Raw genomic sequence first — 24,090 nt, 5'->3', positions numbered from 1 at the left:
CAGTCTCTCCTGAGCGTCTCAACCGTCTCTCCGGCCCGTCCCACCGTCTCACCGGTGCGTCCCAAGCGCCTCAGCAGCGCCGGTGAAGGGGTATTTACGGATTAGGTCTGGGGCCTGCAACCCCCATTTTGAAAAAACTTCACATTTCTCAGCAGAAATTTGTTCATATTAATAAAAACAACAGGTTAGCTTTAGAATTCTCTCTGCTGGCGCGTGCACTTACCGACAGGAAGCTAAATAACGCTGGCCTTCAGACGGAATCGTACCCAATGCTCGGTATGCACGCGGGGCCTGGCCAAAGAAAACGCCGCCCGAGTCTCTACGGGCGGCGTCGCTTCGTGAGTGGTTGTTCCTTCTTACTTCAGATCGAAGCGGTCTGCGTTCATCACCTTGTTCCAGGCCGAGACAAAGTCGTAGACGAATTTGCCCTCGGCATCTGCCTGACCATAGACCTCGGCCAGCGCCCGCAGTTGCGAATTCGAGCCAAAGACCAGATCAACGCGTGTGCCGGTCCATTTGACCTCACCGCTGGCGCGGTCGCGACCCTCGTAGACGCCCTTGCCTGCGGGCTTCCATTCGGTGCTCATGTCCAGAATGTTGGTGAAGAAGTCATTGCTGAGTGTTTCGACGCGGTCAGTAAACACGCCATGCGCGCTGTCGCTGAAATTGGCGCCCAGCACACGCAGACCACCAACAAGCACCGTCATCTCGGGCGCGGACAGTGTCAGCAATTGCGCCCGGTCGACAAGCAGCTCTTCCGGCGAGACCGTGTAGTCGGCCTTCTGATAGTTGCGGAAGCCGTCAGCAATTGGCTCCATCACTGCGAAGCTGTCCACATCCGTCTGCTCTTGCGTCGCGTCTGTACGTCCCGGAGTGAACGGAACTTCGACATCCTGACCACCAGCTTTGGCGGCCTGTTCGACACCGACGGCACCAGCCAGCACGATCACATCGGCCAGGGACACTTTCTTGTTGCCCGACTGCGCAGCGTTGAACGCCGTCTGCACGCCTTGCAGCGCATCCAGCGCCTTTGACAGTTTCATCGGCTCGTTCACATCCCAGTCTTTCTGCGGAGCAAGACGAATGCGGGCGCCGTTGGCTCCGCCCCGCTTATCAGACCCGCGGAAAGTCGAGGCCGAGGCCCATGCGGTCGAAACCAGCTCGGACACCGACAGGCCGCTTGCAGCGATCTTGGCTTTCAGGTCCGCCACATCGGCATCGTCAACCAGATCGTGATCCACGGCGGGGACATTATCCTGCCACAGCAGTTCTTCGGTCGGGGCTTCCGGGCCGATATAGGCCGCTCGCGGACCCATGTCGCGATGGGTCAGTTTGAACCACGCGCGGGCGAAGGCTTCTGCGAACTCCTCCGGGTTCTCGTGGAAGCGCTTCGAGATCGGGCCATAGATCGGGTCCATGCGCATCGCCATGTCGGCGGTGGTCATCATGGTTTTGACCTTTTTCGACGGATCATGCGCCGCCGGGGCCATGTCTTCTTCCTTAACGCCGACCGGTTCCCAGATATAAGCACCCGAGGGGCTCTTGGTCAGGTTCCAGTCATAGCCGAACAGCAGGTCGAAATAACCATTGTCCCATTTTATCGGGTTCGCGGTCCATGCGCCCTCGATGCCCGAGGTGGTGGTGTCGTCGCCCTTGCCGGACCCAAACTTGTTGATCCAGCCAAAACCCATGTCCTCAATCGGGGCGGCTTCAGGGTCCGGACCCACCAGATCGGGGTCACCCGCACCATGCGCTTTGCCAAAGGTATGGCCACCGGCAACCAGAGCGACGGTTTCCTCGTCATTCATCGCCATCCGACCAAAGGTGTCACGGATGTCGCGACCCGAGGCCAGAACATTCGGTTCCCCATCCGGGCCTTCGGGGTTCACGTAGATCAGACCCATCTGCACAGCTGCCAGCGGGTTTTCCAGATCGCGTTCACCCGAGTAGCGGCTGTGCGGGTTGTCGGTCGGGGCGAGCCATTCTGTTTCCGAGCCCCAATAGATGTCTTCTTCCGGCGCCCAGATATCTTCGCGGCCACCGGCGAAGCCGAAGGTCTTGCCGCCCATCGACTCGATGGCGCAGTTCCCGGCCAGGATCATCAGGTCAGCCCAGGAAAGCTGGTTGCCGTATTTCTGCTTGATCGGCCACAGCAGACGGCGCGCTTTGTCCAGATTGCCATTGTCCGGCCAGCTGTTCAGCGGCGCGAACCGCTGGTTGCCGGTCGAGGCACCGCCACGGCCATCCGCCGTCCGGTACGTACCGGCGCTGTGCCAGGCCATGCGGATGAACAGACCGCCATAATGGCCATAATCCGCAGGCCACCAGTCCTGCGAGTCCGTCATCAGCGCATAAAGGTCTTCTTTCAGCGCCTTCATGTCCAGCTTCTTGAATTCTTCGGCATAGTCAAAATCCGCACCCAACGGGTTCGACGCCGGCGTGTTCTGGTGCAGGATCGACAGGTTCAGCTGGTTCGGCCACCAATCCCGGTTCGACCGGGTACCCGCGCCGTGCATTACCGGGCAACCGCCCGTTTTGGGGTTATCACTTCCGTCCATATCGATCTCCAATCCTGGCTAATTTCCGGCAGGTTCGCGCGGTCAAAACTCGGTCGATCAAGAGCACATCTAGATGACACTTTTACCCCGCCAAGGATGCGTAGTGCGTCCCGAGCAAGGTATTGGCGACTCTGTTGTCTTGTCCCTTAAAGAAGTAGCAAACCAAAGCCATGCAAAAAAGTTTTGTTTAGTGATGAGTTTAATAGGAAATGATTATGATACTTTTAGATTTGATCCTACCAGACAATAGTAACCTTGGGTCACACCCCGGATACGGCAATTGTTTTTTCCAGCCGCTCGGCCACAGTCTTAGACAAGGCTGACCTGGGCATCGCTCCGCCCGGTCGGGCAGGAGGGGAAATCGGAATGGAATTCGACTATGTCATTGTCGGCGGCGGGTCCGCAGGTTCGGTGCTTGCCAGCCGTCTGAGCGAAGACCCAAGCAAGAGCGTTTGCCTGCTCGAGGCCGGCGGGCGCGGCGACAGCATTCTGGTCCGAATGCCTTCGGCCGTTGTTGCCGCCCTGCCCGGTCGTCCCAAGATCAACAACTGGGCTTTTGAAACGGTGCCTCAACCGGGGCTGAACGGGCGGCGTGGATATCAACCGCGCGGCAAGGCACTGGGCGGGTCCAGCGCGATCAATGCGATGCTTTATGTACGGGGCCATCGTCAGGACTATGACGGCTGGGAAGAACTGGGCTGTACCGGCTGGGGCTGGGACAGTGTGCTGCCCTATTTCAAACGGTCCGAGAACAATGAGGACGGCGCCGATGACCTGCATGGCGCCAGCGGCCCGCTGCAGGTGTCACACCAGAAAGAGCCGCGCCCGATCACTCATGCATTCATCGAAGCGGCCGAGCAGATGCAGCACCGCCGCACTGATGATTTCAATCGCGGCGACAATGAAGGGGTCGGCCTTTATCAGGTCACACAGTTCCACGACCCGGCCAAAAACGGCGAGCGGTGCTCGGCCGCAGCGGCCTATGTTTTTCCTGTCATCGGCCGCCCCAACCTGACGGTCATCACTCAGGCCCATGCCAAAGAGCTGACCTTTGACGGCAAGCGCGCGACCGGGGTGATCTACAAAAAGAAAGCCAAAGGGCCAGACATCACGGTCAGGGCCAAGCGTGAGGTTCTGATCTGCGCCGGCGCGCTGAAATCCCCACACTTGCTGCAACTGTCCGGGATCGGGGCCGCAGAGGACCTGACCAAACACGGCATCGGCGTCCGTCACAACCTGCCCGGTGTGGGCAAGAACCTGCAGGACCATCTGGATTTCATCCTGTCCTACAAAACCAGGGACACCGACAATTTCGGGATCAGCCCGACGGCATCGGTAAACCTGACCCGACATCTTCTGCGCTGGCGAAAGACCGGCGTGTCGATGGCTGCGACACCCTTTGCCGAAGGGGCGGGGTTTCTGAAAACCGCAGCCGATCTGGACCGGCCTGATATTCAGCTGCATTTCACCATCGCACTGGTCGATGATCACGCCCGCAAGCTGCATTTCGGCCACGGGTTCGCCTGCCATGTCTGCAAACTGCGCCCCGAAAGCCGTGGAACGGTTGGCCTGAACAGCGCCGATCCCTTTGCTGCGCCCACCATCGACCCGGCGTTTTTGTCCGACGACCGCGATCTGGCCACGCTGATCAAAGGCGCGCGGATGATGCGAGAGATCCTCGAGGCCCCCGCCCTCGCAAAATACCGGCACAAAGAGATGTTCGGAACCGACACTGCCCGCACCGACGCCGATTGGGAACGGCATATCCGCGACCGCGCCGATACGATCTATCACCCGGTCGGAACCTGCAAGATGGGGGTGGATGAGATGGCCGTGGTTGACCCGGAACTGCGTGTGCGTGGGATCGAGGGGCTGCGTGTGATTGATGCCTCAGTGATGCCGACGCTGATCTCGGGCAACACCAATGCACCGACCATCATGATCGCCGAGAAAGCCGCCGACCTGATCAAGGCCGCAGGCTGATCCTCAGGTGTCTTCCATCAGGGCCTCAAGCCCGGCGCGATAGTCCGGATACAGAAGGTGCACGCCCAGCTCATCCTTGATCCGGTCATTACGGACGCGCTTGTTTTCATTATAGAAACTGCGGGCCATCGGCGTCAGATCGGCCTGATCAAACGGAACTGCAGGCGGCAATGGCAGGCCCTGCAGCTCGGCGGCATAAGCGATTACGTCCTGCGGCGGCACCGGCTCATCATCGCAGACGTTGTATATAGCGCCGGGATTGGGTGCGGCCATCGACGCAGCCAGAACCTGCGCGATGTCGGCTACGTGAATGCGGGAAAACACCTGCCCGGGCTTGATGATGCGCCGCATTCCCGCTCGCTTGAGCTTGGAAAACGGACCGCGACCGGGGCCATAGATACCGGCCAGCCGGAAGATATGGACAGGCAATCCGGGGATGCTCTGCCAATGCTGTTCCGCCTTGACCCGCCAACGGCCCCGCTCGGCCGTGGGTGTGGGCGGCGTGGTTTCATCCACCCATTCCCCCTGATGATCGCCATAAACGGCGGTCGTCGACAGGTAGCCGACCCATTTGAATTGCGCGGCACGCGCGGTGATCTCGTCCTGCAACGCGGACAATACAGGATCACCGTCCTTGCTGGGTGCCGTTGAGATCAGCAGATGCGTCACCCCGTCCAGTTCCGGTGTCTGTCCGGGCCAGATCAATGGCTCAGCGCCGGATGCACGAATGGTGGGGGCTTGGGCGGGGTCGCGGGTGGTGCCGATGATGCGCCAACCTTGTGGGTCCAGTAGCTGGGACAAGGCTTGCGCCGAGTATCCGTGGCCGAACGAAAATAGAGTTCCTGTCATGTCGCCTTTGATGATCCGCAATCCCGGCAGATGCAAGCACCTGCGCTTGAATACTTGATTCGAATCCCTCAATGCGCCTTTCTTTTAGGCATGGCTGAGAAAAAACCAAACCTGCACACCGCTTATTCCCTGGCATCGCCCGAGGGTCACAAAGAACTCTATGCCGAATGGGCCGGAGATTATGACGAAACCTTCGCCGCGCGCGAGGATTACCAGCTCCACATTCACACGGCCCGCGCCTTTGTGGCGGCAGGCGGCCAAGGCCCGGTCCTTGATGTCGGCGCGGGCACGGGACTATGTGGCGCAGTATTGGCCGGGTTAGGTGTTGGTCCGATCGACGCCACCGACATCAGCGCCGAAATGCTGGATCAGGCCATGCGCAAGGACATTTATCGTGATGCGATCGAGGCCGATCTGAACCAGGGCATCCCCGTTCCGGGTGAGTGTTATTCGGGGATTGTGTCATCCGGCACGTTCACTCATGGCCATCTGGGGCCAGAGGCCCTGCCCGCCCTTCTGCGTGTTGCCCGCCCTGGCGCGCAATTTGCCCTGTCAATCAATGCGCAGCACTATGAAACACTGGGTTTTGCCGAGGCTTTGCACAAACTGGCACAGGGTCAGATACAAAACCTGACCCTGCCCGAGGTGCGGATTTACGGCGATCTGGCCGTGGGTCCCAACAAGGACGACACCGCGCTGATTGCATTGTTCGAGAGGACCTGACCCTTACGTATACATCTGTTTCTTGAACGCCCGGGTCCGCGTCGTCGCCTCGGCTGAACCGTCATGATAGGTGCCGAACCACTTATCAAAGGGGATCTCAGAGGTGCCATAGTTGCACTCGAAGTACCGGTGATGCAGCTGGTGAAAGAAATCCCCGGCACGGGCGGCATCGGTATTCCCGGCCTTCAGCTTTTCGAAGCCTGAATGCGACAGGACCGGGCTGATCTGCTGGAAGTAGGTATGGAACAGCACATGCAGCGGATGTGACGGCACGATCAGGTGGATGAAGTAGGTCGTGAAGTAGAGCAGGTTCTCATACCAATGGTTCGAAATCCCCGACCACGGCCCGATATTGACGTTCCGGTGATGCACGGCGTGGACGTGTTTATAGAGCTTGGGGTGATGTTCCAGCCTGTGCACCCAGTAGAAATGCAGCCCCGACCACATCGGAATGAACAGCATCCACACCACACACCGGACCGGCGCGCTGGCCCAGGTGACAGTGGGCACATAACCGTTGGCCATCGCCCAGTAGATCACCCACTGATAGACGGTCGCCACGGTCATCGCGCTGCCCAGCGTCCACCAGATATTGTCCCAGACCTGATTGCGGAATGTGAAATTCCCATTGTTGCGGGTCAAGTCCCGACGGTCGAATTTCTTGTACATGCCCTGGCCTTTGCGCATGTAAAGCCACCAATGCAGGCTGCCAGCGACCAGGATCTGCGGCACCATGTTCAGCAGCCAAATGCGGAACATCCAACCCGGCGCAAAGCTTTGCATCGTCTCCAACGCCGGAAAGAAGAACGCGTAGGCTGTGACGGCCAGTACCATGCATAATGTCAGCGCCGTGATCTGCAGCCACGCGCCGCTATACCATTTCAACACGGCAGCAGGGCGCGGAGGCCAGTTGAACAGCGGATTCAGCCCCACCGGCCCCTCGGGGTGATAATGCCAGCGGGCGGCTTCGGGGTCCTGAGCGGTGTCAGTCATGGCGGTACCCTTTATGTGGCGTAGTCGGAGCCTTCGGCATCCAGCAAAGCCTTGATCTCGCGCAGATGTGCCTCGGCCTGATCAGGATAGTCGTCCAGTTCCTCTGCAGTCTTCTCGGCAATCTCGTCCGACAGCACACGCAGGGGCTGACCGGTTTGCAGCGCACGGATATAGGTCTCCGCCGCACGTTCGAAATAATAGAGCCGGTTAAAGGTATCCGCGGGGTCGCTGCCGATCACCAGCACGCCATGATTGCCCATGATCATGACCTTCTTTTTCGGGTCCGACAGCATCCCGGCGCAGCGCTCGCCCTCGCTTTCAAAGGCCAATCCACCAAATTCCTGATCGACCACATAGCGGTTGAAGAAAGTGGCCGTGTTCTGATCGATCGGCGGCAGCGAACTGTCCGCCAGAGATGCCAACACGGTGGCAAAGATCGAATGCACATGCATCACGCAGCGCGCATGCGGGCAGTGTCGGTGGATCGATCCGTGCAGACCCCAAGCGGTTGGATCGGGCGCACCGGGCTGAGACATCACGTCCGGGTCTTTGGCATCAAGCAACAGCAGGTTCGACGCCTTGATCCGCGCGAAATGCATCTGGTTGGCGTTCATCAGGAACTGCGTGCCGTCTTCATTCACCGCAAGGCTGAAATGATTGGCCACGCCTTCATGCATGTTCAGCCGTTCGGTCCAGCGGAAAGTGGCGGCAAGATCAACGCGTTCCGCCCAGTGGTCGATATTGGGGCGCAGGTTGGTGACGGTCATTGCGGGCTCCTGTTGGAATAGCTCGGACATAGGAAAAACGTGCCTGCGGCGCGAATGTTTGACCAACGAAAAAAACAGACCTATCTCATTAGCTGAACTAATGGCAGGGTTATGCACATGCAGAATTCGCTTCCTCCCCTGGGCTGGCTGCGCACGTTCGAGGCCTCGGCCCGGCATCTGTCCTTTACCGGAGCGGCCCGGGACCTGAACATGACCCAAAGCGCGGTCAGTCAGCAGATCAAATCGCTGGAAGGCTACCTGGGTCAGCCACTGTTCCTGCGCCGCCCGCGCGCTCTCGAACTGACCGAAGCTGGCATCACCTACCTGCCAGTGGTGCGCGAGGCGTTTCGGACACTGGTGCGCGGCACGCAAGCTGTCACCGGGGCGCAGCAAAACGCGGTGCAGGTACAAAGCAACATCAGTTTTGCGGTCAACTGGCTGGCCCCGCGCCTGCCCCAGTTTCGATCCGAACACCCCGAGGTGCAACTGAACATCTTTACCGAACTGTGGGAACCACGCGAAATGGCCGAGGGCGCTGCGGTGGAAATCCGCTATTCGCTGCGGCCCTCCGATACGGTGCGTACCGAAATGCTGCGGACCGATCACTATTATCCGGTCTGCGCCCCTGGGTACGAGGTGACACTGGACACGTTGCAGCAGCAGCCGCTGTTTGACTGTTCCAACCTGATGTCCAACTGGGCAAGTTGGGCAGAAGATCAGCCTTTGAACTGGAAAAACCCGCCAATAACCTATTCGACCACCTATCTGGTCAGCCTGTCCGTGGCGATGGCCGGAGGCGGGCTCTGCCTGACCCATGACACCATCGCCCGCGACCTGATCCGGCAGGGGCGATTGGTAGCGCCTTTTGCCCACCGCGCGGTGATGCCCGAGGCCTATTACCTGCTGTTGTCCCCACAGGCCGAAGAAACTCCGGGGGCACTGGCCTTTGCCGATTGGCTGCGGCGCGAGATGGAGGCGGACCGGTTGGCGTGACCGGGGCACTCCCGCCCATCGTCAATGCCGCTGCGCGACATCTCCTCTGGTTGGGCCGGGCAGCGCTGGCGCGCTGCGTGACGGATCGATGATAGCTGCGCTCTGGGGGTTGCACCTTTCCCCGCAATTGGGAAAGTTGAGCCATGGAAAATACGCCCTTCCCAAGCTGGCCCGATGTCGCCCCCCAATTAATTGCAGTTGCCGCAGGACGCGAGGCCGCGGATCTGGTCGTTCGTGGCGGGATCTGGGTCAATGTCCACAGCCGTGAGGCGCTGCCCGATCATGACATCGCCATTTCCAATGGGCGCGTAGCCTTTGTCGGGCCGGATGCGTCGCATTGCATTGGCCCCGACACGCAAATCGTCGAGGCGCACGGGCGTTACATGCTGCCGGGTCTGTGCGATGCCCATATGCATATCGAATCGGGCATGCTGACCCCGGCCGAATTTGCCCGCGCGGTGATTCCGCATGGCACCACCTCGATGTTCACCGACCCGCATGAGATTGCTAATGTGCTGGGGCTGGACGGCGTACGCATGATGCATGACGAGGCGCTGATGCAGCCGGTGAACATCTTTACCCAGATGCCGTCCTGTGCGCCCTCGGCTCCGGGGTTGGAGACCACAGGCTATGAGATCACGCCCGATGACGTGGTTGAGGCGATGAACTGGCCCGGTATCATCGGGCTGGGTGAGATGATGAATTTCCCCGGTGTGATTCATGGTGACGCAAAGATGTTGGCCGAGATCGCAGCTACTCAGCGGGCGGGTAAGACCGTGGGCGGGCATTACGCTTCACCTGATTTAGGGCCTGATTTCGCGGCTTATGTAGCAGGTGGCCCGGCAGACGATCACGAAGGTACCTGTGAGGCTGACGCCATTGCCCGCGTGCGGCAGGGAATGCGGTCGATGATGCGGCTGGGTTCAGCCTGGTATGACGTCGAAAGCCAGATCACGGCTGTGACTGAAAAAGGGCTGGACCCGCGCAATTTCATCCTGTGCACGGATGATTGCCACTCCGGAACACTGGTCAATGACGGCCATATGAACCGGGTGGTGCGTCACGCAATTGCCTGCGGATGCGACCCGCTGGTCGCGCTACAGATGGCGACGATCAACACAGCCACCCACTTCGGTTTAGAACGTGAGATCGGTTCAATCACGCCAGGGCGACGGGCGGATGTCATTCTCAGCTCGGACCTGACCGAATTGCCCATCGAAATGGTTATCGCACGCGGTCAGATCGTGGCCCAGGATGGCGCGATCAAGGTGGACTGCCCGCATCTGGATTGGCCCGAACCTGCGCGCAAAACGGTGCATCTGGGCCATAATCTTTCGCAGGTGGATTTTGAGATCAAGGCCCCGGCCGGTGCCAACCGTGTTCAGGCCAATGTGATCGGCGTGGTCGAAAACCAGGCCCCGACCAAGGCGCTGAAGGCGGAATTGCCGATTATCGGCGGACTGGTCGAGGGCGAAGGCGACGTCTGCCAGATCGCGCTGGTCGAACGCCACCGCGCAACCGGAGGGGTGACGAACGCTTTTGTCTCGGGCTTCGGGTATCAGGGCAAAATGGCCATGGCCTCGACCGTGGCCCACGACAGCCACCATATGATCGTAGTCGGCACCGAACGGGAACAGATGGCGCTGGCTGCAAACCGGCTGGCCGAGATCGGCGGTGGCATCACGATCTTCCGCGATGGAGAGGAACTGGCGCTGGTGGAGTTGCCGATTGCCGGGCTGATGTCCGACAGCCCCGCCGCCGAGGTTGCTGCCAAAGCGGACAAGATGGTCGAAGCTATGCTGGCCTGCGGCTGTCAGCTGAACAACGCTTACATGCAGCACTCGCTGTTGGCCCTCGTCGTTATTCCGGAATTGCGGATCTCCGATCTGGGGTTAGTAGACGTGCGCACATTCAAAAAGATCGATCTTCTGGAACCTCTTGCATGACAATAATTAAAACACCCAACGTCCCGTCGCCTGAAAAGTTTACAGATCCCGCTGCCGCAGTGACCCGTCTGGAAGAGCTGTACGAAAAGGCAACGCAGTTTCTGTGCAACAGCTTTGCTATCGCAATGGAACAAGGCGTACCGGCCGAACGGTACCGGGCCTATTACCCGGAAATCCGGATCAAGACCTCGTCCTATGCGCAAGTCGACAGCCGCCTGAGCTTTGGCCACGTATCCGAGCCCGGCACCCACGCGACAACGGTGACGCGGCCCGATCTGTTCCGCTCCTATCTGACGCAACAGATCGCGCTTCTGATCAGGAACCACGATCAGCCGGTGACGATTCAGGCATCCGACACGCCCATACCGGTGCATTTCGCGGTGGCCAACAACCCCGACCTTGTGGTGCCGCATCAGGGAGCAGCGGGGTTCACCCTGCGTGACGTGTTCGACGTGCCGGACCTGACCACCACCAATGATGACATCGTCAACGGGATCCATGACGTCGAGAATGAGATCGGCCCGCTGTCGCTGTTCACCGCACAACGGGTGGATTACTCGCTGGCACGGCTGTCACATTACACGGCGACCGACCCCAGCCATTTCCAGAACCACGTTCTGTTCACCAACTACCAGTTCTACGTGTCCGAGTTCGAAAACTACGCGCGCGAGCAGCTGGCCGACCCGAATAGCGGCTACACCAGTTTCGTCTCGACCGGGAATGTCGAGATCACAACCCCTGACGGCCCCCTGGAACAACCGCTGAAACTGCCGCAGATGCCGACCTACCACCTGAAACGCGTGGATGGGGCGGGGATCACGCTTGTCAATATCGGCGTCGGTCCGTCGAATGCGAAAACCGCCACCGACCATATAGCGGTACTGCGCCCTCATGCCTGGCTGATGGTTGGCCATTGTGCCGGGCTGCGGAACACGCAGGCGCTGGGGGATTTCGTACTGGCCCATGCCTATTTGCGTGAAGACAAAGTTCTGGACGACGATCTTCCGGTTTGGGTGCCGATCCCGCCGCTGGCCGAGATTCAGGTGGCTTTGGAACAGGCCGTGGCCGAGGTCACCGAACTGGAAGGCTATGAGCTGAAACGGATCATGCGCACCGGCACCGTCGCCTCGGTCGACAACCGCAATTGGGAGCTGCGCGATCAGTCCGGCCCGGTGCAACGCCTCAGCCAATCCCGCGCGATTGCGCTGGATATGGAAAGCGCCACCATCGCTGCCAACGGCTATCGGTTTCGGGTGCCGTACGGTACTTTGCTATGTGTTTCAGACAAACCTTTGCACGGTGAATTAAAGCTTCCCGGCATGGCTTCTGCGTTTTATACCACACAGGTCAGCCGTCATCTGGCGATCGGAATTCGCGCGATGGAACACTTGCGCGGCATGCCGTTGGAGCGTTTGCACAGCCGGAAATTGCGTTCGTTTGACGAAACAGCCTTTCTATGACGCAAAAAAGCAACGATTTCCCCATATTTTTAGGGTTTTCCGCGCTACTATTCGTTGTGTTCGCCCACAATATCCCGTTACAGTTACGCGGTGAGGCCCTATCTATCGGGCACGTTAAGGAGACCAAGAAATGGCAAAGCCTATGACAAAGACTCAGCTGGTTGCTGCTCTCGCTGAGGAAATGGGAACCGACAAGAAAGCCGCAAACGCCGCGCTGGAGGCCGTGACCGGCCTGATCACCCGCGAAGTTTCGGCGGGCGGTGCGGTGACCCTGCCCGGCGTTGGCAAAATCTACTGCCGCGAGCGCCCCGAGCGCATGGTGCGCAACCCCGCCACCGGCGAGCAGTTCAAGAAAGAGGCCGACAAGGTGGTCAAAATGACCATCGCGAAGGCGCTGAAGGACAGCGTGAACGGCTGATTTCAGTCTTCACCGCAAACGATTGAGGGCCGCCGTTTGGGGGTCCTTTTTCTTTTGGCCCCCTCAAAACGAGTCTTTTGCGTTTGTCTGCAAAGTGCCCGAAACAGTTGTTGTGTAACGGTCAGACTTTGGCCTTGGAGCCGGTAAGGAACCAAGTGTTCACAGCACCCATTCCCTTTATCTCGATCACGCCTCGAGGTTCAAATTCGTAGTCCGCCTCTAACTCCTCCTTTGCGGCACCTGTCACTTGAATTTTCCCCGGTTCACCGTGGCTCTCCATCCGGCTGGCGGTGTTTACCGTTTCTCCCCAAACATCGTAGAATAACTTTTGGTTCCCAATTACACCGGCGACAGCAGGACCCAGGTGAAGTCCGATTCGTACTTGGAGCCCATCCGGGAATTCAGGTGACATTTCAGCGACCAATCTTTGCATGTCCAGAGCCATTTCGGCGACACGATGCACTGGGTCGCCCACTGGCGACGGAATACCTGCTGCTACCATGTAGGCGTCACCAATCGTCTTGATCTTTTCCAAACCGTGCTTTTCGGCCAACTCATCAAATACGCGGAAGATCTTGTTCAAAAACCCTACTACATCTTCCGGCGGCAGTTTCGATGCCTGGGGTGTGAAATCGACGATGTCCGCAAAAAGCACTGCAACATTGGGCAAGTTATCTGCGATGGTCCGGTCTGGCTCGACCTTTAGTCTTGCCGCAATGTCTTCTGGCAGCAGGTTGTAAAGCAACTTCTCCGACCGGGCGTATTCCGCTTCCAATTCGGCTCGCTGGGTCTCTACCTTTTCATATAGATAACCAAGACGCTTACTTGTGGCATTCACGTTGTCCGCCAATGTACCAAGCTCGTCACGATTCGGTACTTTAACGCGCGCCCCGAAATCCCCTTTGGCGACAACGCTAAGTGTTTGACCAATTCGGCGCATTGGCCAGATCAGAGAAGAAGAGATCGCGTAACCCAGAAAAAGGGCGGTCCCCGTTGCAATTGTTGCCGCCATTACGACCATTTCACGGGTCGACTGAAAAACTTCAGCGTTCCTGATTGCGCGGTCGCGCATTTCACCTTCAGCAGTCTGCACGAGGGTATATGCGTCGTCTTGCACTGAACGAATGCGGCGAAAGATCTGGTTCAATCCCAATTCAGCGGCATTCTTCATGTTTCCGTCTCTTCGAAATCGGAGGATGGCGACTGCCTTGGTTTTGATGTCACTCAATTCTACGCGGATTTCATTTATTGCTCGAGCCTCTTCGCTGCCCGTTTGCACGAATCGACGTATCCCTTGCGCAATGTGATGTTGCAGATTCTCGATCTGACCGATGAAGTTGCCGGTTGAAAATGCAAAAATTTCGTCCGAATCGTCTCCGGGCGTTTGATCAATGACCAGGGACAAGTTCATCAGGTTCAACTCGCTCAAAGCCAAATGGATTTCGTTGAAATATGCAATTCTCTCCTGATCGTGAATCATAGCATCGACACGTCCGTTCGATTGCTGCAACGCCGCCATTGCAAAAAGCGCCAAGCCTAGAAGCAACAAGGTAATCCCCAAAAAAGCGACCAGCAGTTTAACGTGAACAGATAACGCCGCTTTTGCCACGCTCCGTGCGATCAGATTGGGTTGCTGAGAGTCTTTTTCGCCTTGCTCCCACATAGATTGTGCCCGACTCGATTGGTGGCGATACATTGAACAGAATACCTATTGCCGCAGGACAAGTCACTTTTGGCCTCAGTTCTTCGGCGGCAATGTCCGCATCGCGGGCAAAGACGCGGCCAGAAGCTGTGCAAAAAAAAATGGGCGCCGAGGCGCCCGTTCTTGTTTCATTGCCAAGGTTTATCAGTGAACCGTCTCGACCTTGTGGAAGTCCAGATCGCGGTCTTCCGGCATCGAGTCGATGCTCATCACCTCTTTGCGCTTGGCAATCAGGATGTAGACCACACAGGCCAGGTACAGGCCGACGACCACGGCGCCGATCCACTGGATCTGCAGCCACTGGCTCTGGAACAGCAGGGTCAGGATGAACAGCAGCGCAACATTGCCACCGACATAGACCAGTTTGCCCAGACGCTCGACCGTCAGGTTCAGGTTGTCGGTGTACAGACGGATCAGCGAATCAAGCGAGTTGATCACGAAGGTCACGCCGACAATCACCATCGCGATGTTGGTGAGGCCTGCGGTGTTGATACCGTTCAGGTGGTAGTAGTAGAGAACGGAGAACCAGATGCCCAGCGGGATCGACGGGAAGATCAGCAGTGCCGCCAGCAACTGCCACGTGGTCAGGCCGCCGACAAAACGCGAGGTGAACTGGCCGATCATGATTGACCAAGCAAACCACCAGAACAGGTAGAAGGCGTGATAATCGGTCAGCGGCAGAACGAACTTGTGGATGTTCGCAAAATAGGCGCCGATATTGCTGCCGGTTTCCACGAACCCTGTCATGCCCATGCCCGCAGCCATCCACATGCCGAGGATCAGCGCCAGAAACAGGAAGGTCGAACCCACCGACAGGATGCGCACGTATTTCAGGTCTGTCGACGAATAGGCCGCAGCCAGAATGACGACGAACACGATGATATAGAAGGTACCGACCACGGATTCTCCGTCGCCGACCTCGGGCAGGTAGCCGGGCAGGTAGATCAGGAACAGGCTGGCGGTGAAAGCGCAAGTGCCGATGATGACCACGTTGTTGATCAGCTTGACCAACGGGATCTCAAAGAACTTCACGCGGGGCTCGATGACGCAGAAATAAAATGCTGTCAGGAAGTAGAACGCCCAGATCAGAAAGCCCCAGAAGCCGAACTCGATTGCCAGCGGATTGGCGAAGGCATAAGCGGGATCTTCGGCATAACCACCGAACTCGGTCAATGGGAACATGATCAGTCCCACATCCAGACCGGATGTGAACAGGATCGCAATGAAAGTGAACAGATGGACGGGGGTCACGCCGACACAGCGCAGGTTCCACCACTTCACTACAAAGAAAGCGACCAGGCCCAAGGCCAGCAGGACGCCAAACGACAGAATGTATTCCAAAAGCACCAAAACGCCTCCCATGATATTTCGGATGCAGATGCTGTTAACTTTTATTGGCCAGTCAATCAATAAAAACGACCGAACAACCTACAACACGCGCCAAATGTGCCTTTTTTGACGCAAGAAACGCCGCTTCTTGCGGCGGTTGCGAAATTGATGAACAGTGCGCGAAAGTTCTAAGGGGGACCGGAATGGATCTTCGCGCCATTGCCATGGGGCTGACATTTGCGTTCATCTGGTCCTCGGCCTTTACCTCGGCCCGGATTATCGTTGCAGATGCGTCTCCGTTGTTTTCACTGGCGTTGCGATTCCTGATTTCAGGGGTAATCGGTGTCGCCATCGCGCGTGCGATGGGTCAAAGCTGGAACCTGACCCGACCCCAGTGGCGAGCGACCATCCTGTTCGGAATTTGCCAGAATGCCCTGTATTTGGGTCTTAATTTCTATGCGATGCAGACGGTTGAGGCCTCGCTCGCCGCCATCATCGCTTCGACCATGCCGCTTCTGGTGGCACTGGCGGGGTGGGTGTTTCTGGGGGAAAAACTACGACCGATCGCGGTACTGGGCTTGTTTGCAGGTTTTGCTGGCGTGGCCCTGATCATGAGCACACGGATCGGCGGCGGCGTTGATATGTTCGGCGTCGCATTATGCTGTGTCGGAGCTTTGGCTTTGACCTTTGCCACCTTGACCATTCGTGGCGCCACTTCGGGCGGCAACTTCATGATGGTGGTCGGGCTGCAGATGCTGGTAGGTTCTGCCGTATTGTTTGTCTCAGCACCGGTGTTTGAAACAATCTACATCCATCCAACCGTGCCACTGGCGCTGGCCTTCACCTACACGACCCTGTTCCCCGGCCTGTTGGCGACACTGATCTGGGTGTTGCTGCTGGACCGGATCGGCGCCACCCGCGCGGCAACCTTCCATTTCCTCAACCCGGTCTTCGGTGTCACCATCGCCGCCATCCTATTGGGTGAAAAACTGGGCCCGCTGGATGCGGTGGGGGTCGGGATCACGACACTCGGGATTCTGGCGGTTCAGTTGGCACGGCAACCTGCTCAGGGCAGCAAGGCCTCGACCTGACGCAGCAACTTTGGCGCGTCCGGTTTTGTGTTCGCGCCATAGGTGGCCACAACTTCGCCATTAGGGTCCAGCAGGATCTTGTTGAAATTCCACCGGGGCTCGAACCCGGTCTGCGCTGCCACCGCCTTGTAGAAGGGATGCGCATTCGCACCTTTCACCGGGGTGATGTCGGTCATCGGCAGGGTCAGGCCATAGTTCATCTCACAGAACTCCTTCACCTCATCGGCCGAGGCCAGTTCCTGATTAAACGAATCCGATGGCACCGCCAGAACCACAAGGCCCTGATCCGAATAGGTCTCAAATACCTTTTGCAGAGCCGCATATTGACCGGTGAACCCGCAATGCGAGGCGGTGTTCACCACCAGAACCGGCTGGCCCCTCCAGTCCTCGATCGACAAGGTTCCCCCATCGATCGATGCGAACTCCCCCGCCAACGGAGCCGCCTGCACTGCGCGGCCGAGCAGGATCAAAACCGTCAAAAGAAAAATTCTGAGCATGATTTGGACTCCCTTTACTTACACTACGTTTCAAAACCGGTTGCAGATCACCCGCACGAACGCGCGAGGCCACTGAAATAGGACTTTGATTTCCGCGCCCCTACCCCCAGATTATGCCACAAGAAAAACGACCGGAGGAGCCATGACCCGTTATACCAAAGACCCCGAGGCCGTCGCCGCCCTGTCCCCCGAAGAATTCCACGTCACTCAGCGCAGCGGGACCGAGCGTCCAGGCACCGGCAAATACCTGAGCAACAAGGAGCCGGGCATTTATGTGGACATCGTCTCGGGCGAGCCGTTGTTCGCCTCGACCCACAAGTACGAGTCCGGCTGCGGCTGGCCCAGTTTCACAAAACCGATCATCCATGAACATGTGGAGGAATTTCACGACACCACTCATGGTATGATCCGCACCGAAGTCCGATCGAAACACGGTGACAGCCATTTGGGGCATGTGTTCCCGGACGGCCCGCGTGAACATGGCGGGCTGCGTTATTGCATCAACTCTGCCGCGCTGCGGTTCATCCATCGGGACGAGATGGAGGCCGAAGGCTATGGCGAATACCTGATCCACGTGGAGGACATCCAATGACCGATGAACGCGCCGTACTTGCCGGGGGCTGTTTCTGGGGTATGCAGGACCTGATCCGCAAACTGCCGGGCGTGTCCCGCACCCGCGTCGGCTATACCGGCGGTGACGTGCCCAACGCCACCTATCGCAACCACGGCACCCATGCCGAGGGGATCGAGATCGTTTTCGACCCTGCCAAGATCACCTATCGCGAGTTGCTGGAGTTCTTCTTCCAGATTCACGATCCCACCACGCTGAACCGTCAGGGCAATGACCGCGGCATGAGCTACCGCTCGGCCATCTATTATGTGGACGATGCCCAGAAACAGGTGGCCCTGGACACAATCGCGGACGTCAACACCAGCGGCATCTGGCCCGGCAGGGTGGTGACCGAGGTCGAACCCGTGAGCGATTTCTGGGAGGCCGAGCCAGAACATCAGGATTACCTCGAGCGTATCCCGAACGGCTATACCTGCCACTTCCCGCGCCCCGATTGGGTGCTACCCAGACGCGACGCAGCTGAATAAAAGGATAGCCCTTTGGGGGCTATCCTGTCGCCACTCGCGGGCGGCCGCTGGCCTCAACAGTGATCATGGCTTCGACGAACACGTCCTGCGCCTCGATCCGGGCGGTGCGGATATCCCGTTCGACCACGATCCGGATATCCTCGGCGCCCGCCTGACGCACGGCTCCTTCTGCCTCGGTCCGCAACACAGATTCCAGTAATTCCAACGCCGCTTCGGATTCGTTGAAATCCTGCGGCCCGTCTTTAAGATGCACCCTGAACCGACCCTCGGACGGGGACGTGACCGTGCCCGTCCTGCGCAGGGTCAGGCGACCCACCACGGCACCGATGGCATTGGCAACGCCCGCATGTTCCGGCAGGATCATGCGACAGCGCAGACGCTCACCAACCGCCGGGTAATAGCTGGACGCCGACGCCCCAAGCCCCACAACATCCACGTTCAACGCCGTATCCAGCGCCAAAAGGCCGCGATGGCTGGAAAGACCCTTTTGCGTCAGAACATGGCGTGCCAACTCGGCCGATGGCACGCCAAACGGCTCGGACTCATCTGCAAAAGCAGTCTCTAATAAGGTCAATATGGTTTGTTCAGTCAACTGATCCACGATGACCTGCGCCAGCTCCTCCGGCGTCTTGGCCAACCTGTCACCAGTTCCAATTCGCTTGCGCGCGACCAGTTCCAGCGCCTTAAGAGCGGCATCCGCATCCCACGTGCCCAACCGGCCCAGAACATGGCTGGCATCTGATGGTGTCACACCCGAGACCTGTACGATCCCCCGATCAACCAACCGCGCCAAAGCCCCGTTCTCCATCCGGGTCCGCAGCAATTCGCTGAGCGGCAGAACTTTGGCACCCAGCCTTTCCAGCAGGTCCGCTTCCCGCGCACCCAAGCCTTCGGCGTAAATACCGGGAACGCGACGAGCGAAACGCGTATCATGCTCGCCCACCGTTGTCGCTCGCAATTGCGCGTCCAAAGCGGCATGAACGGCATCGGGCGCTTCGGATGCAATCAGCGAGACCGGCAGCACACGGCGCGGACCCAGAAACACGCCACCGCCCAAGCCTTCGGTCATCACATGCACCTGGCTGTCACCACCCAGACCATGAGTGCGCATCGCGACCGCCTCGACCATGGTGCGAAACCCGCCAACCTGCGCCCCCGCCGGGTCAATCGCAGGTTTGCCGTCCCGGATCAGCGCCACATCCGTGGTCGTCCCGCCGATATCCGACACAAGGGCGTCCTCTGTTCCCGTCAACCAGCTTGCCCCGACAATCGACGCCGCCGGGCCACTGAGGATGGTTTCAATCGGTCGCTCGCGTGCCTGCTCGGCGCTCATCAGGGCACCGTCCCCCCGCACCACCATCATTGGCGCGGTAATGCCCATCTCCAGCAGCCGGTCCTGAGCACGCCCGATTAACCGGTCGATCATCCCGATCAGCCGGGCATTCAGCACCGCAGTCACTGCCCGTTTCGGACCGTTCAACTTGGCCGACAAGTGATGCGAGCAAGTGACCGGAGCACCGGTCCGCTCGGTAATGATCCGCGCGGCTTCCAACTCATGCGCGGGGTTCCGTGTTGCGAACTGCGCCGCGACAGCAATGCCCGAAATGCCTTTATGAGAGTCTATAAAGGCCTCAAGCGCCGCCACGTCCAACGGCACGGCCTCTCCTCCGGCATGGGTATGACCGCCCCCAACAACCAGGGCCGGATCACCTTTCAGGGCGTCCCGCAGCCCGTGCTTGTCCAGATCACCGTCCTTGAACCCGATATAGACCAGCGCCACGCGCCCGCCCTGTCCTTCGACCAGCGCGTTCGTTGCCAGGGTGGTCGACAACGACGCCATCGAAATCTGCTCGGGCGCCACCTGCGCGGTGTCCAGAACCGCCTGAATCGCCTTGCCCACACCAATCGCCAGGTCAGCCCGAGTGGTCAGAGATTTGGCCGAGGCTATCACCTCACGCTCATCCTTGATCAACACCGCATCGGTATAGGTTCCGCCCGTATCCACCCCCAAAGCCAACGCCATCGGGATCTCCTTTCTGTTCGCTGCAGATGGGTGTAGCGGTTTGGACCGGCACGTCCAGCCTGTTTGCGGCACTTATGATAATCGTTGCACCGCCCAGCGCGCCGCATCGGCCACGGTTGGGTCCGGATCATCTGTCAGATCCTGTGCAACGGACCGCAAGTCATCCATGCCCGAGTTGCCGATGGCATACAGCACATTGCGTACAAACCGATCCCGCCCAATGCGTTTGACCGGCGATCCGGAAAACTTCGCGCGAAAAGAGGTATCATCCAGCGTCGCCAAATCCGCGAGGGAAGGCGCTTTCAGATCATCTCGGGCGGCGTAGCGCATATCGCTCGCGGCAACGGCAAACTTGTTCCACGGACAAGCCGCCAGACAATCGTCGCAGCCGTATATCCGGTTACCAAGCTTGGCTCGCAAGCCCTCGTCCACCGGTCCTTTGTGCTCGATGGTCAGGTATGAAATACAGCGCGTTGCATCCAACTGGTACGGCGCCGGAAACGCATCCGTCGGACAGGCGTCCAGACAGGCCCGACACGATCCGCAATGATCCACCTCGGCCATATCTGATGGCAGGTCCAAAGTGGTGAAAACAGACCCTATAAAGGCCCAATTGCCCCAATCTCGACTGACCAGGTTGGTGTGCTTACCCTGCCATCCCAATCCTGCGGCATGCCCCAAAGCCTTTTCCGGCACCGGAGCCGTATCGACAAAGACCTTCACTTCTCCGCCGCCCTCGGCAATTAACCAGCGCGCCAGGCGCTTTAGCCGTTTCTTGACCAGGTCATGGTAATCCTTGTTCTGGGCATAAACCGAAATCGCAGCCCTGTCCGGGTGATCCAGCACCTCAGTGGGATCATGGTCGGGCGTATAGCTCTCGGCCAGCATGATCACCGACCGTGCCTCGGGCCACAATGCCGCCGGATCGCCACGCCAGTGGGTCCGCTCCGCCATCCACCCCATCTGCCCATGATACCCGGCCTGCAAAAACGCCTCCAACCGGGCGGGAACCTCGGGCACGTCCCAAGGCCGACACACGCGACAGGACACAAAGCCTTCGCTCAGCGCCTGTTCTGTCAATCTTTCCTTTAAACCCGTTCCGCTCTTCATCTGGCCAACAAAATCCTCGGCGGTGAATTGGCCCAAAAGGCCAAGATGGGGGAAGCAGCAGCCCTGAATTACTCTATCAGAAATCCAGATCAGCGTAATGGACTGGCGGCCTGAACCCCGGCACCTGATCAGCCAGAATCGACCGGAACGCTGGCCGCGACTTTATCTTGGCATACCAGTCTTTGACCGCCTGAGACCGGTTCCAATCCACGTCCGAGATGTAATCCAGCGCCGACAGATGGGCCGCAGCGGCAAAATCGGCCAGAGTCATCTGATCCCCCGCCAGCCAGCGACGGTGATCCAGCAGCCAGGCCATGTAATCCAGGTGATATTTGATCGCACGGGCGCCTTCTTTGACGTTCTTGCTGTCGGGATATCCCTCGCCGGTCACTTTCTTATTCACCCGCTCATACAGCAGTTTCGAAGTGACCTCGTGATGGAACTTGTCATCGAACCATCCCACCAGACGCCGGACTTCGTAGCGCGCTTCGGGTGTTTTCGGCATCAATGCAGGTTCGGGGCGCGTTTCCTCGATATATTCGCAAATGGCAGCGCTTTCCGACATCACCTGCCCGTCCAGTCGCAACACCGGCACTTTCCCGGCGGGGTTGCGGCGCAGGAAATCCGGGTCTTTCTCCCAGTATTTCTCCTCGACCAGCTCAACCTCGATCTTCTTCTCCGCCAGGGACAAGCGGACCTTACGGCAATAAGGGGACAGGGGAACGTGAAACAGACGCGCCATGGGCTTCCTAATCGAACCAGTGAATACCCCATCAGCTTTAGCCTTGAGGGGCGATGGTTTTCAATCCTCGAAACAATCCGCGCGACCATCTGCGCGGATGGTGGCCGCCCCGTCCAGGATTGACGCAGCCCGCCGACGCGTCCGAACTGAGGGGTCAGTGACCGACCGATTACGGGGTGAGGGCAGAATCGCCGCGATCCGCGCGGCCTGTACCGGGCTTAGCCGAGAGGCGGGCACGCTGAAATTGCGCTGGGCCGCGGCCTCGACTCCGAACACGCCCTGCCCGGTTTCGGCCACGTTCAGATAGACCTCGAGAATGCGCTGCTTGCTCCAGAAAACCTCGACAACCGGCGTAATCGAGGTTTCCAACGCCTTACGCACCCAGCTGCGGCCCTGCCACAGGAAGACATTCTTCACCACCTGCTGTGTGATGGTCGATGCACCGCGCGTACCACCATTTTCCAGCGCATCGCGGATCGCTTCGACGTCAAAGCCCCAGTGCAGGCAGAAATTGGCATCCTCGGCCGCCACGACCGAGCGAGCCATGACAGGCGAGATTTCCTCGATCGGCACCCAATCGCGCTCGACCTTGCCCAGCCGGCGCCATTCGGACCATATCGTATGGGTCACCGGCGGGTTCAACACCGAGTAAAGCGCCACCAGCCCAACCACAAAGACAACCACCCCCAACACAGCCCGAGTCACCCAACGGCGAATCCGCAATGTGATTGGTTTTCTTGCCTGTGACGCCTTGCTTTTCTTACTGCTCGACTTGCGCGCTGCTTTTTTTGCCATGATGTTGCTATACGACGCGGCGAACTGGTTTGAAACGGTTTAAATCACCAGCGCGCGCGCCTCGCGCGGGCGGACGACGGGACGCGCGGTTTCCGGCATCACCGGATCTCGGCTGCGCAATTCCGGGAACAGGCGCAGCACTTCGGCCTGTGTGTCACGATCCGCCTGACTCACCGCATGTCCGGGATAATAGCTTTCGCTTTTTGCCCCGTTGGCAATGACGATCTCATGCCGGGCAAACAGAAGGTGGATATATTCGACCTCATCGCTTTCGATACGGGTCACCGTGTCGTCGTTGACCAGACTATGCGCGGCGATCAGAACCTCGGAATGACCGAAGAGGTAAGGCGCACGCCAATCGGCCACCAGCATCCGGTGCTGCGGCGACACTGTCAGAGGGCGATCAAGCCCCAAAACGCCGGCCTCAAACCGGATCGGTGCCAGTTTGCCCCGCGCCTCGACACGGGTGCTGCCCAACCACAGCAAAGGCTGCGCGCCGTGATCGGCGGTGGTGACCATATCTCCCGGCTGCAAATCTTCGACCCGGCGCGGGCCGTCCGGTGTTTCGATCATGGTGCCAGGTGTGAAACAGGGCGGACCCAGATCATCAACGTCCAGTGGGCCCTGGGAGGTAACGAAGGTTGAGGATACAAAAGTACCACTTTGCAATACCTTGCCATCAGTTGGCGTAAAAACCCGCGTTCCATCTGCAAGATAAAACGTCGTACCGACATAGGTTACGTTCCCCTGACCGGGCACGTTGATCGTCACCGTATCTCCAGGCCACGACCGGGTGACATCCACACCATTGACGGTATCGTTGTTGAACCGGTCGATATCGCCGTCGTCATTCTGGTCCACCAGATCGTATTTCTGCACCGTCAGCGTCGTTCCCGCTGCGGGCGGGTTCGCCGGGTCCATGTCAAAGAACTGGTCTGTATAGGTCGTTGGCATGTGCCTGCTCCTGCCTATTCGTCACCTTGGACAGCAGTGTCACTGCAAATCCCGAAGAA

General features: G+C 58.8%; 21 protein-coding genes. 9 read left to right on the top strand and 12 right to left on the bottom strand.

What is annotated here, in order from left to right; translation table 11 throughout:
* Positions 1–356: 356 nt before the first annotated feature.
* On the bottom strand, positions 357–2,558 hold the full coding sequence (katG, locus tag ACR0IK_RS10785) for a catalase/peroxidase HPI (RefSeq protein WP_480641481.1): 2,202 nt from the start codon (positions 2,556–2,558) through the stop codon (positions 357–359).
* Positions 2,559–2,924: 366 nt separating this feature from the next.
* Here katG and ACR0IK_RS10780 point away from each other — a divergent pair, with 366 nt between their 5' ends.
* Positions 2,925–4,541, top strand: coding sequence for a GMC family oxidoreductase (locus ACR0IK_RS10780; protein ID WP_480641480.1), 1,617 nt, complete (start codon positions 2,925–2,927; stop codon positions 4,539–4,541).
* A gap of 3 nt (positions 4,542–4,544) precedes the next feature.
* On the opposite strand, the gene ACR0IK_RS10775 is transcribed toward ACR0IK_RS10780, so the two are convergent.
* Entirely contained in the window at positions 4,545–5,390 is an 846-nt protein-coding gene (locus ACR0IK_RS10775) for an SDR family oxidoreductase (protein WP_480641479.1), read from the bottom strand.
* A 90-nt stretch (positions 5,391–5,480) separates the two neighbouring features.
* Between ACR0IK_RS10775 and ACR0IK_RS10770 the strand changes: the two genes are divergently transcribed.
* A complete protein-coding gene (locus tag ACR0IK_RS10770; RefSeq protein WP_480592148.1) occupies positions 5,481–6,113 on the top strand; it encodes a class I SAM-dependent DNA methyltransferase in 633 nt (210 codons plus the stop codon).
* 3 nt (positions 6,114–6,116) lie between these two features.
* Here the strand turns inward: ACR0IK_RS10770 and ACR0IK_RS10765 are convergent, their stop codons facing one another.
* Positions 6,117–7,106 (bottom strand): sterol desaturase family protein, encoded by a 990-nt coding sequence (locus ACR0IK_RS10765; protein WP_480641478.1) that lies wholly within the window; start codon positions 7,104–7,106, stop codon positions 6,117–6,119.
* 11 nt (positions 7,107–7,117) lie between these two features.
* Complete coding sequence (locus tag ACR0IK_RS10760; RefSeq protein WP_480641477.1) at positions 7,118–7,873, bottom strand: class II aldolase and adducin N-terminal domain-containing protein; 756 nt, start codon at positions 7,871–7,873, stop codon at positions 7,118–7,120.
* Positions 7,874–7,990: 117 nt separating this feature from the next.
* Here ACR0IK_RS10760 and ACR0IK_RS10755 point away from each other — a divergent pair, with 117 nt between their 5' ends.
* The 4 genes from ACR0IK_RS10755 (at position 7,991) to ACR0IK_RS10740 (ending at position 12,690) form a co-directional block, all read left to right on the top strand.
* Positions 7,991–8,866 carry a LysR family transcriptional regulator gene (locus ACR0IK_RS10755; RefSeq protein ID WP_480641476.1) on the top strand — a complete coding sequence of 292 codons (876 nt, stop codon included), beginning with the start codon at positions 7,991–7,993 and terminating at the stop codon, positions 8,864–8,866.
* 143 nt (positions 8,867–9,009) lie between these two features.
* Positions 9,010–10,812, top strand: coding sequence for an adenine deaminase (gene ade / locus ACR0IK_RS10750; RefSeq protein ID WP_480641475.1), 1,803 nt, complete (start codon positions 9,010–9,012; stop codon positions 10,810–10,812).
* Positions 10,809–12,272, top strand: a complete 1,464-nt coding sequence (locus ACR0IK_RS10745; RefSeq protein ID WP_480641474.1) for an AMP nucleosidase — start codon at positions 10,809–10,811, stop codon at positions 12,270–12,272. The genes ade and ACR0IK_RS10745 overlap by 4 nt, the downstream gene beginning before the upstream one ends.
* Before the next feature lie 130 nt (positions 12,273–12,402).
* Positions 12,403–12,690 carry an HU family DNA-binding protein gene (locus tag ACR0IK_RS10740; protein WP_170349467.1) on the top strand — a complete coding sequence of 96 codons (288 nt, stop codon included), beginning with the start codon at positions 12,403–12,405 and terminating at the stop codon, positions 12,688–12,690.
* Positions 12,691–12,811: 121 nt separating this feature from the next.
* On the opposite strand, the gene ACR0IK_RS10735 is transcribed toward ACR0IK_RS10740, so the two are convergent.
* A complete protein-coding gene (locus tag ACR0IK_RS10735; RefSeq protein WP_480641473.1) occupies positions 12,812–14,353 on the bottom strand; it encodes an adenylate/guanylate cyclase domain-containing protein in 1,542 nt (513 codons plus the stop codon).
* Between the two features lie 183 nt (positions 14,354–14,536).
* Positions 14,537–15,754 (bottom strand): BCCT family transporter, encoded by a 1,218-nt coding sequence (locus ACR0IK_RS10730; RefSeq protein ID WP_480641472.1) that lies wholly within the window; start codon positions 15,752–15,754, stop codon positions 14,537–14,539.
* Positions 15,755–15,924: 170 nt separating this feature from the next.
* Between ACR0IK_RS10730 and ACR0IK_RS10725 the strand changes: the two genes are divergently transcribed.
* On the top strand, positions 15,925–16,812 hold the full coding sequence (locus ACR0IK_RS10725) for a DMT family transporter (protein WP_480641471.1): 888 nt from the start codon (positions 15,925–15,927) through the stop codon (positions 16,810–16,812).
* Here ACR0IK_RS10725 and ACR0IK_RS10720 read toward each other — a convergent pair.
* A complete protein-coding gene (locus ACR0IK_RS10720) occupies positions 16,788–17,309 on the bottom strand; it encodes a glutathione peroxidase (protein ID WP_480641470.1) in 522 nt (173 codons plus the stop codon). The two genes, ACR0IK_RS10725 and ACR0IK_RS10720, sit on opposite strands and share 25 nt — an antisense overlap.
* Before the next feature lie 142 nt (positions 17,310–17,451).
* Here ACR0IK_RS10720 and msrB point away from each other — a divergent pair, with 142 nt between their 5' ends.
* Together msrB and msrA are read left to right on the top strand one after the other, a co-directional pair.
* Positions 17,452–17,901: a peptide-methionine (R)-S-oxide reductase MsrB gene (gene msrB, locus ACR0IK_RS10715; protein ID WP_480592127.1), complete on the top strand. Its 450-nt coding sequence runs from the start codon at positions 17,452–17,454 to the stop codon at positions 17,899–17,901.
* Positions 17,898–18,407, top strand: coding sequence for a peptide-methionine (S)-S-oxide reductase MsrA (gene msrA, locus ACR0IK_RS10710; protein ID WP_480641469.1), 510 nt, complete (start codon positions 17,898–17,900; stop codon positions 18,405–18,407). The genes msrB and msrA overlap by 4 nt, the downstream gene beginning before the upstream one ends.
* 19 nt (positions 18,408–18,426) lie before the next feature.
* On the opposite strand, the gene ACR0IK_RS10705 is transcribed toward msrA, so the two are convergent.
* The 5 genes from ACR0IK_RS10705 to ACR0IK_RS10685 all read right to left on the bottom strand — a co-directional run bounded on the left by ACR0IK_RS10705 (position 18,427) and on the right by ACR0IK_RS10685 (position 24,031).
* Positions 18,427–20,430: a hydantoinase/oxoprolinase family protein gene (locus ACR0IK_RS10705; protein ID WP_480641468.1), complete on the bottom strand. Its 2,004-nt coding sequence runs from the start codon at positions 20,428–20,430 to the stop codon at positions 18,427–18,429.
* Positions 20,431–20,502: 72 nt separating this feature from the next.
* Positions 20,503–21,540 carry a tRNA epoxyqueuosine(34) reductase QueG gene (gene queG, locus ACR0IK_RS10700; protein ID WP_480592122.1) on the bottom strand — a complete coding sequence of 346 codons (1,038 nt, stop codon included), beginning with the start codon at positions 21,538–21,540 and terminating at the stop codon, positions 20,503–20,505.
* 76 nt (positions 21,541–21,616) lie between these two features.
* Positions 21,617–22,282, bottom strand: coding sequence for an FtsZ-binding protein FzlA (gene fzlA / locus ACR0IK_RS10695; protein ID WP_480592121.1), 666 nt, complete (start codon positions 22,280–22,282; stop codon positions 21,617–21,619).
* Between the two features lie 60 nt (positions 22,283–22,342).
* Positions 22,343–23,077: a monofunctional biosynthetic peptidoglycan transglycosylase gene (gene mtgA / locus ACR0IK_RS10690; protein ID WP_480592119.1), complete on the bottom strand. Its 735-nt coding sequence runs from the start codon at positions 23,075–23,077 to the stop codon at positions 22,343–22,345.
* A gap of 39 nt (positions 23,078–23,116) precedes the next feature.
* On the bottom strand, positions 23,117–24,031 hold the full coding sequence (locus ACR0IK_RS10685) for a Hint domain-containing protein (protein ID WP_480641467.1): 915 nt from the start codon (positions 24,029–24,031) through the stop codon (positions 23,117–23,119).
* Positions 24,032–24,090 lie beyond the last annotated feature (59 nt).

The organism is Ruegeria sp. BF7 (genome assembly GCF_056538605.1).
The sequence above is the reverse complement of the archived record's forward strand: the minus strand, read 5'-3'. Positions and strand labels throughout refer to the sequence as shown.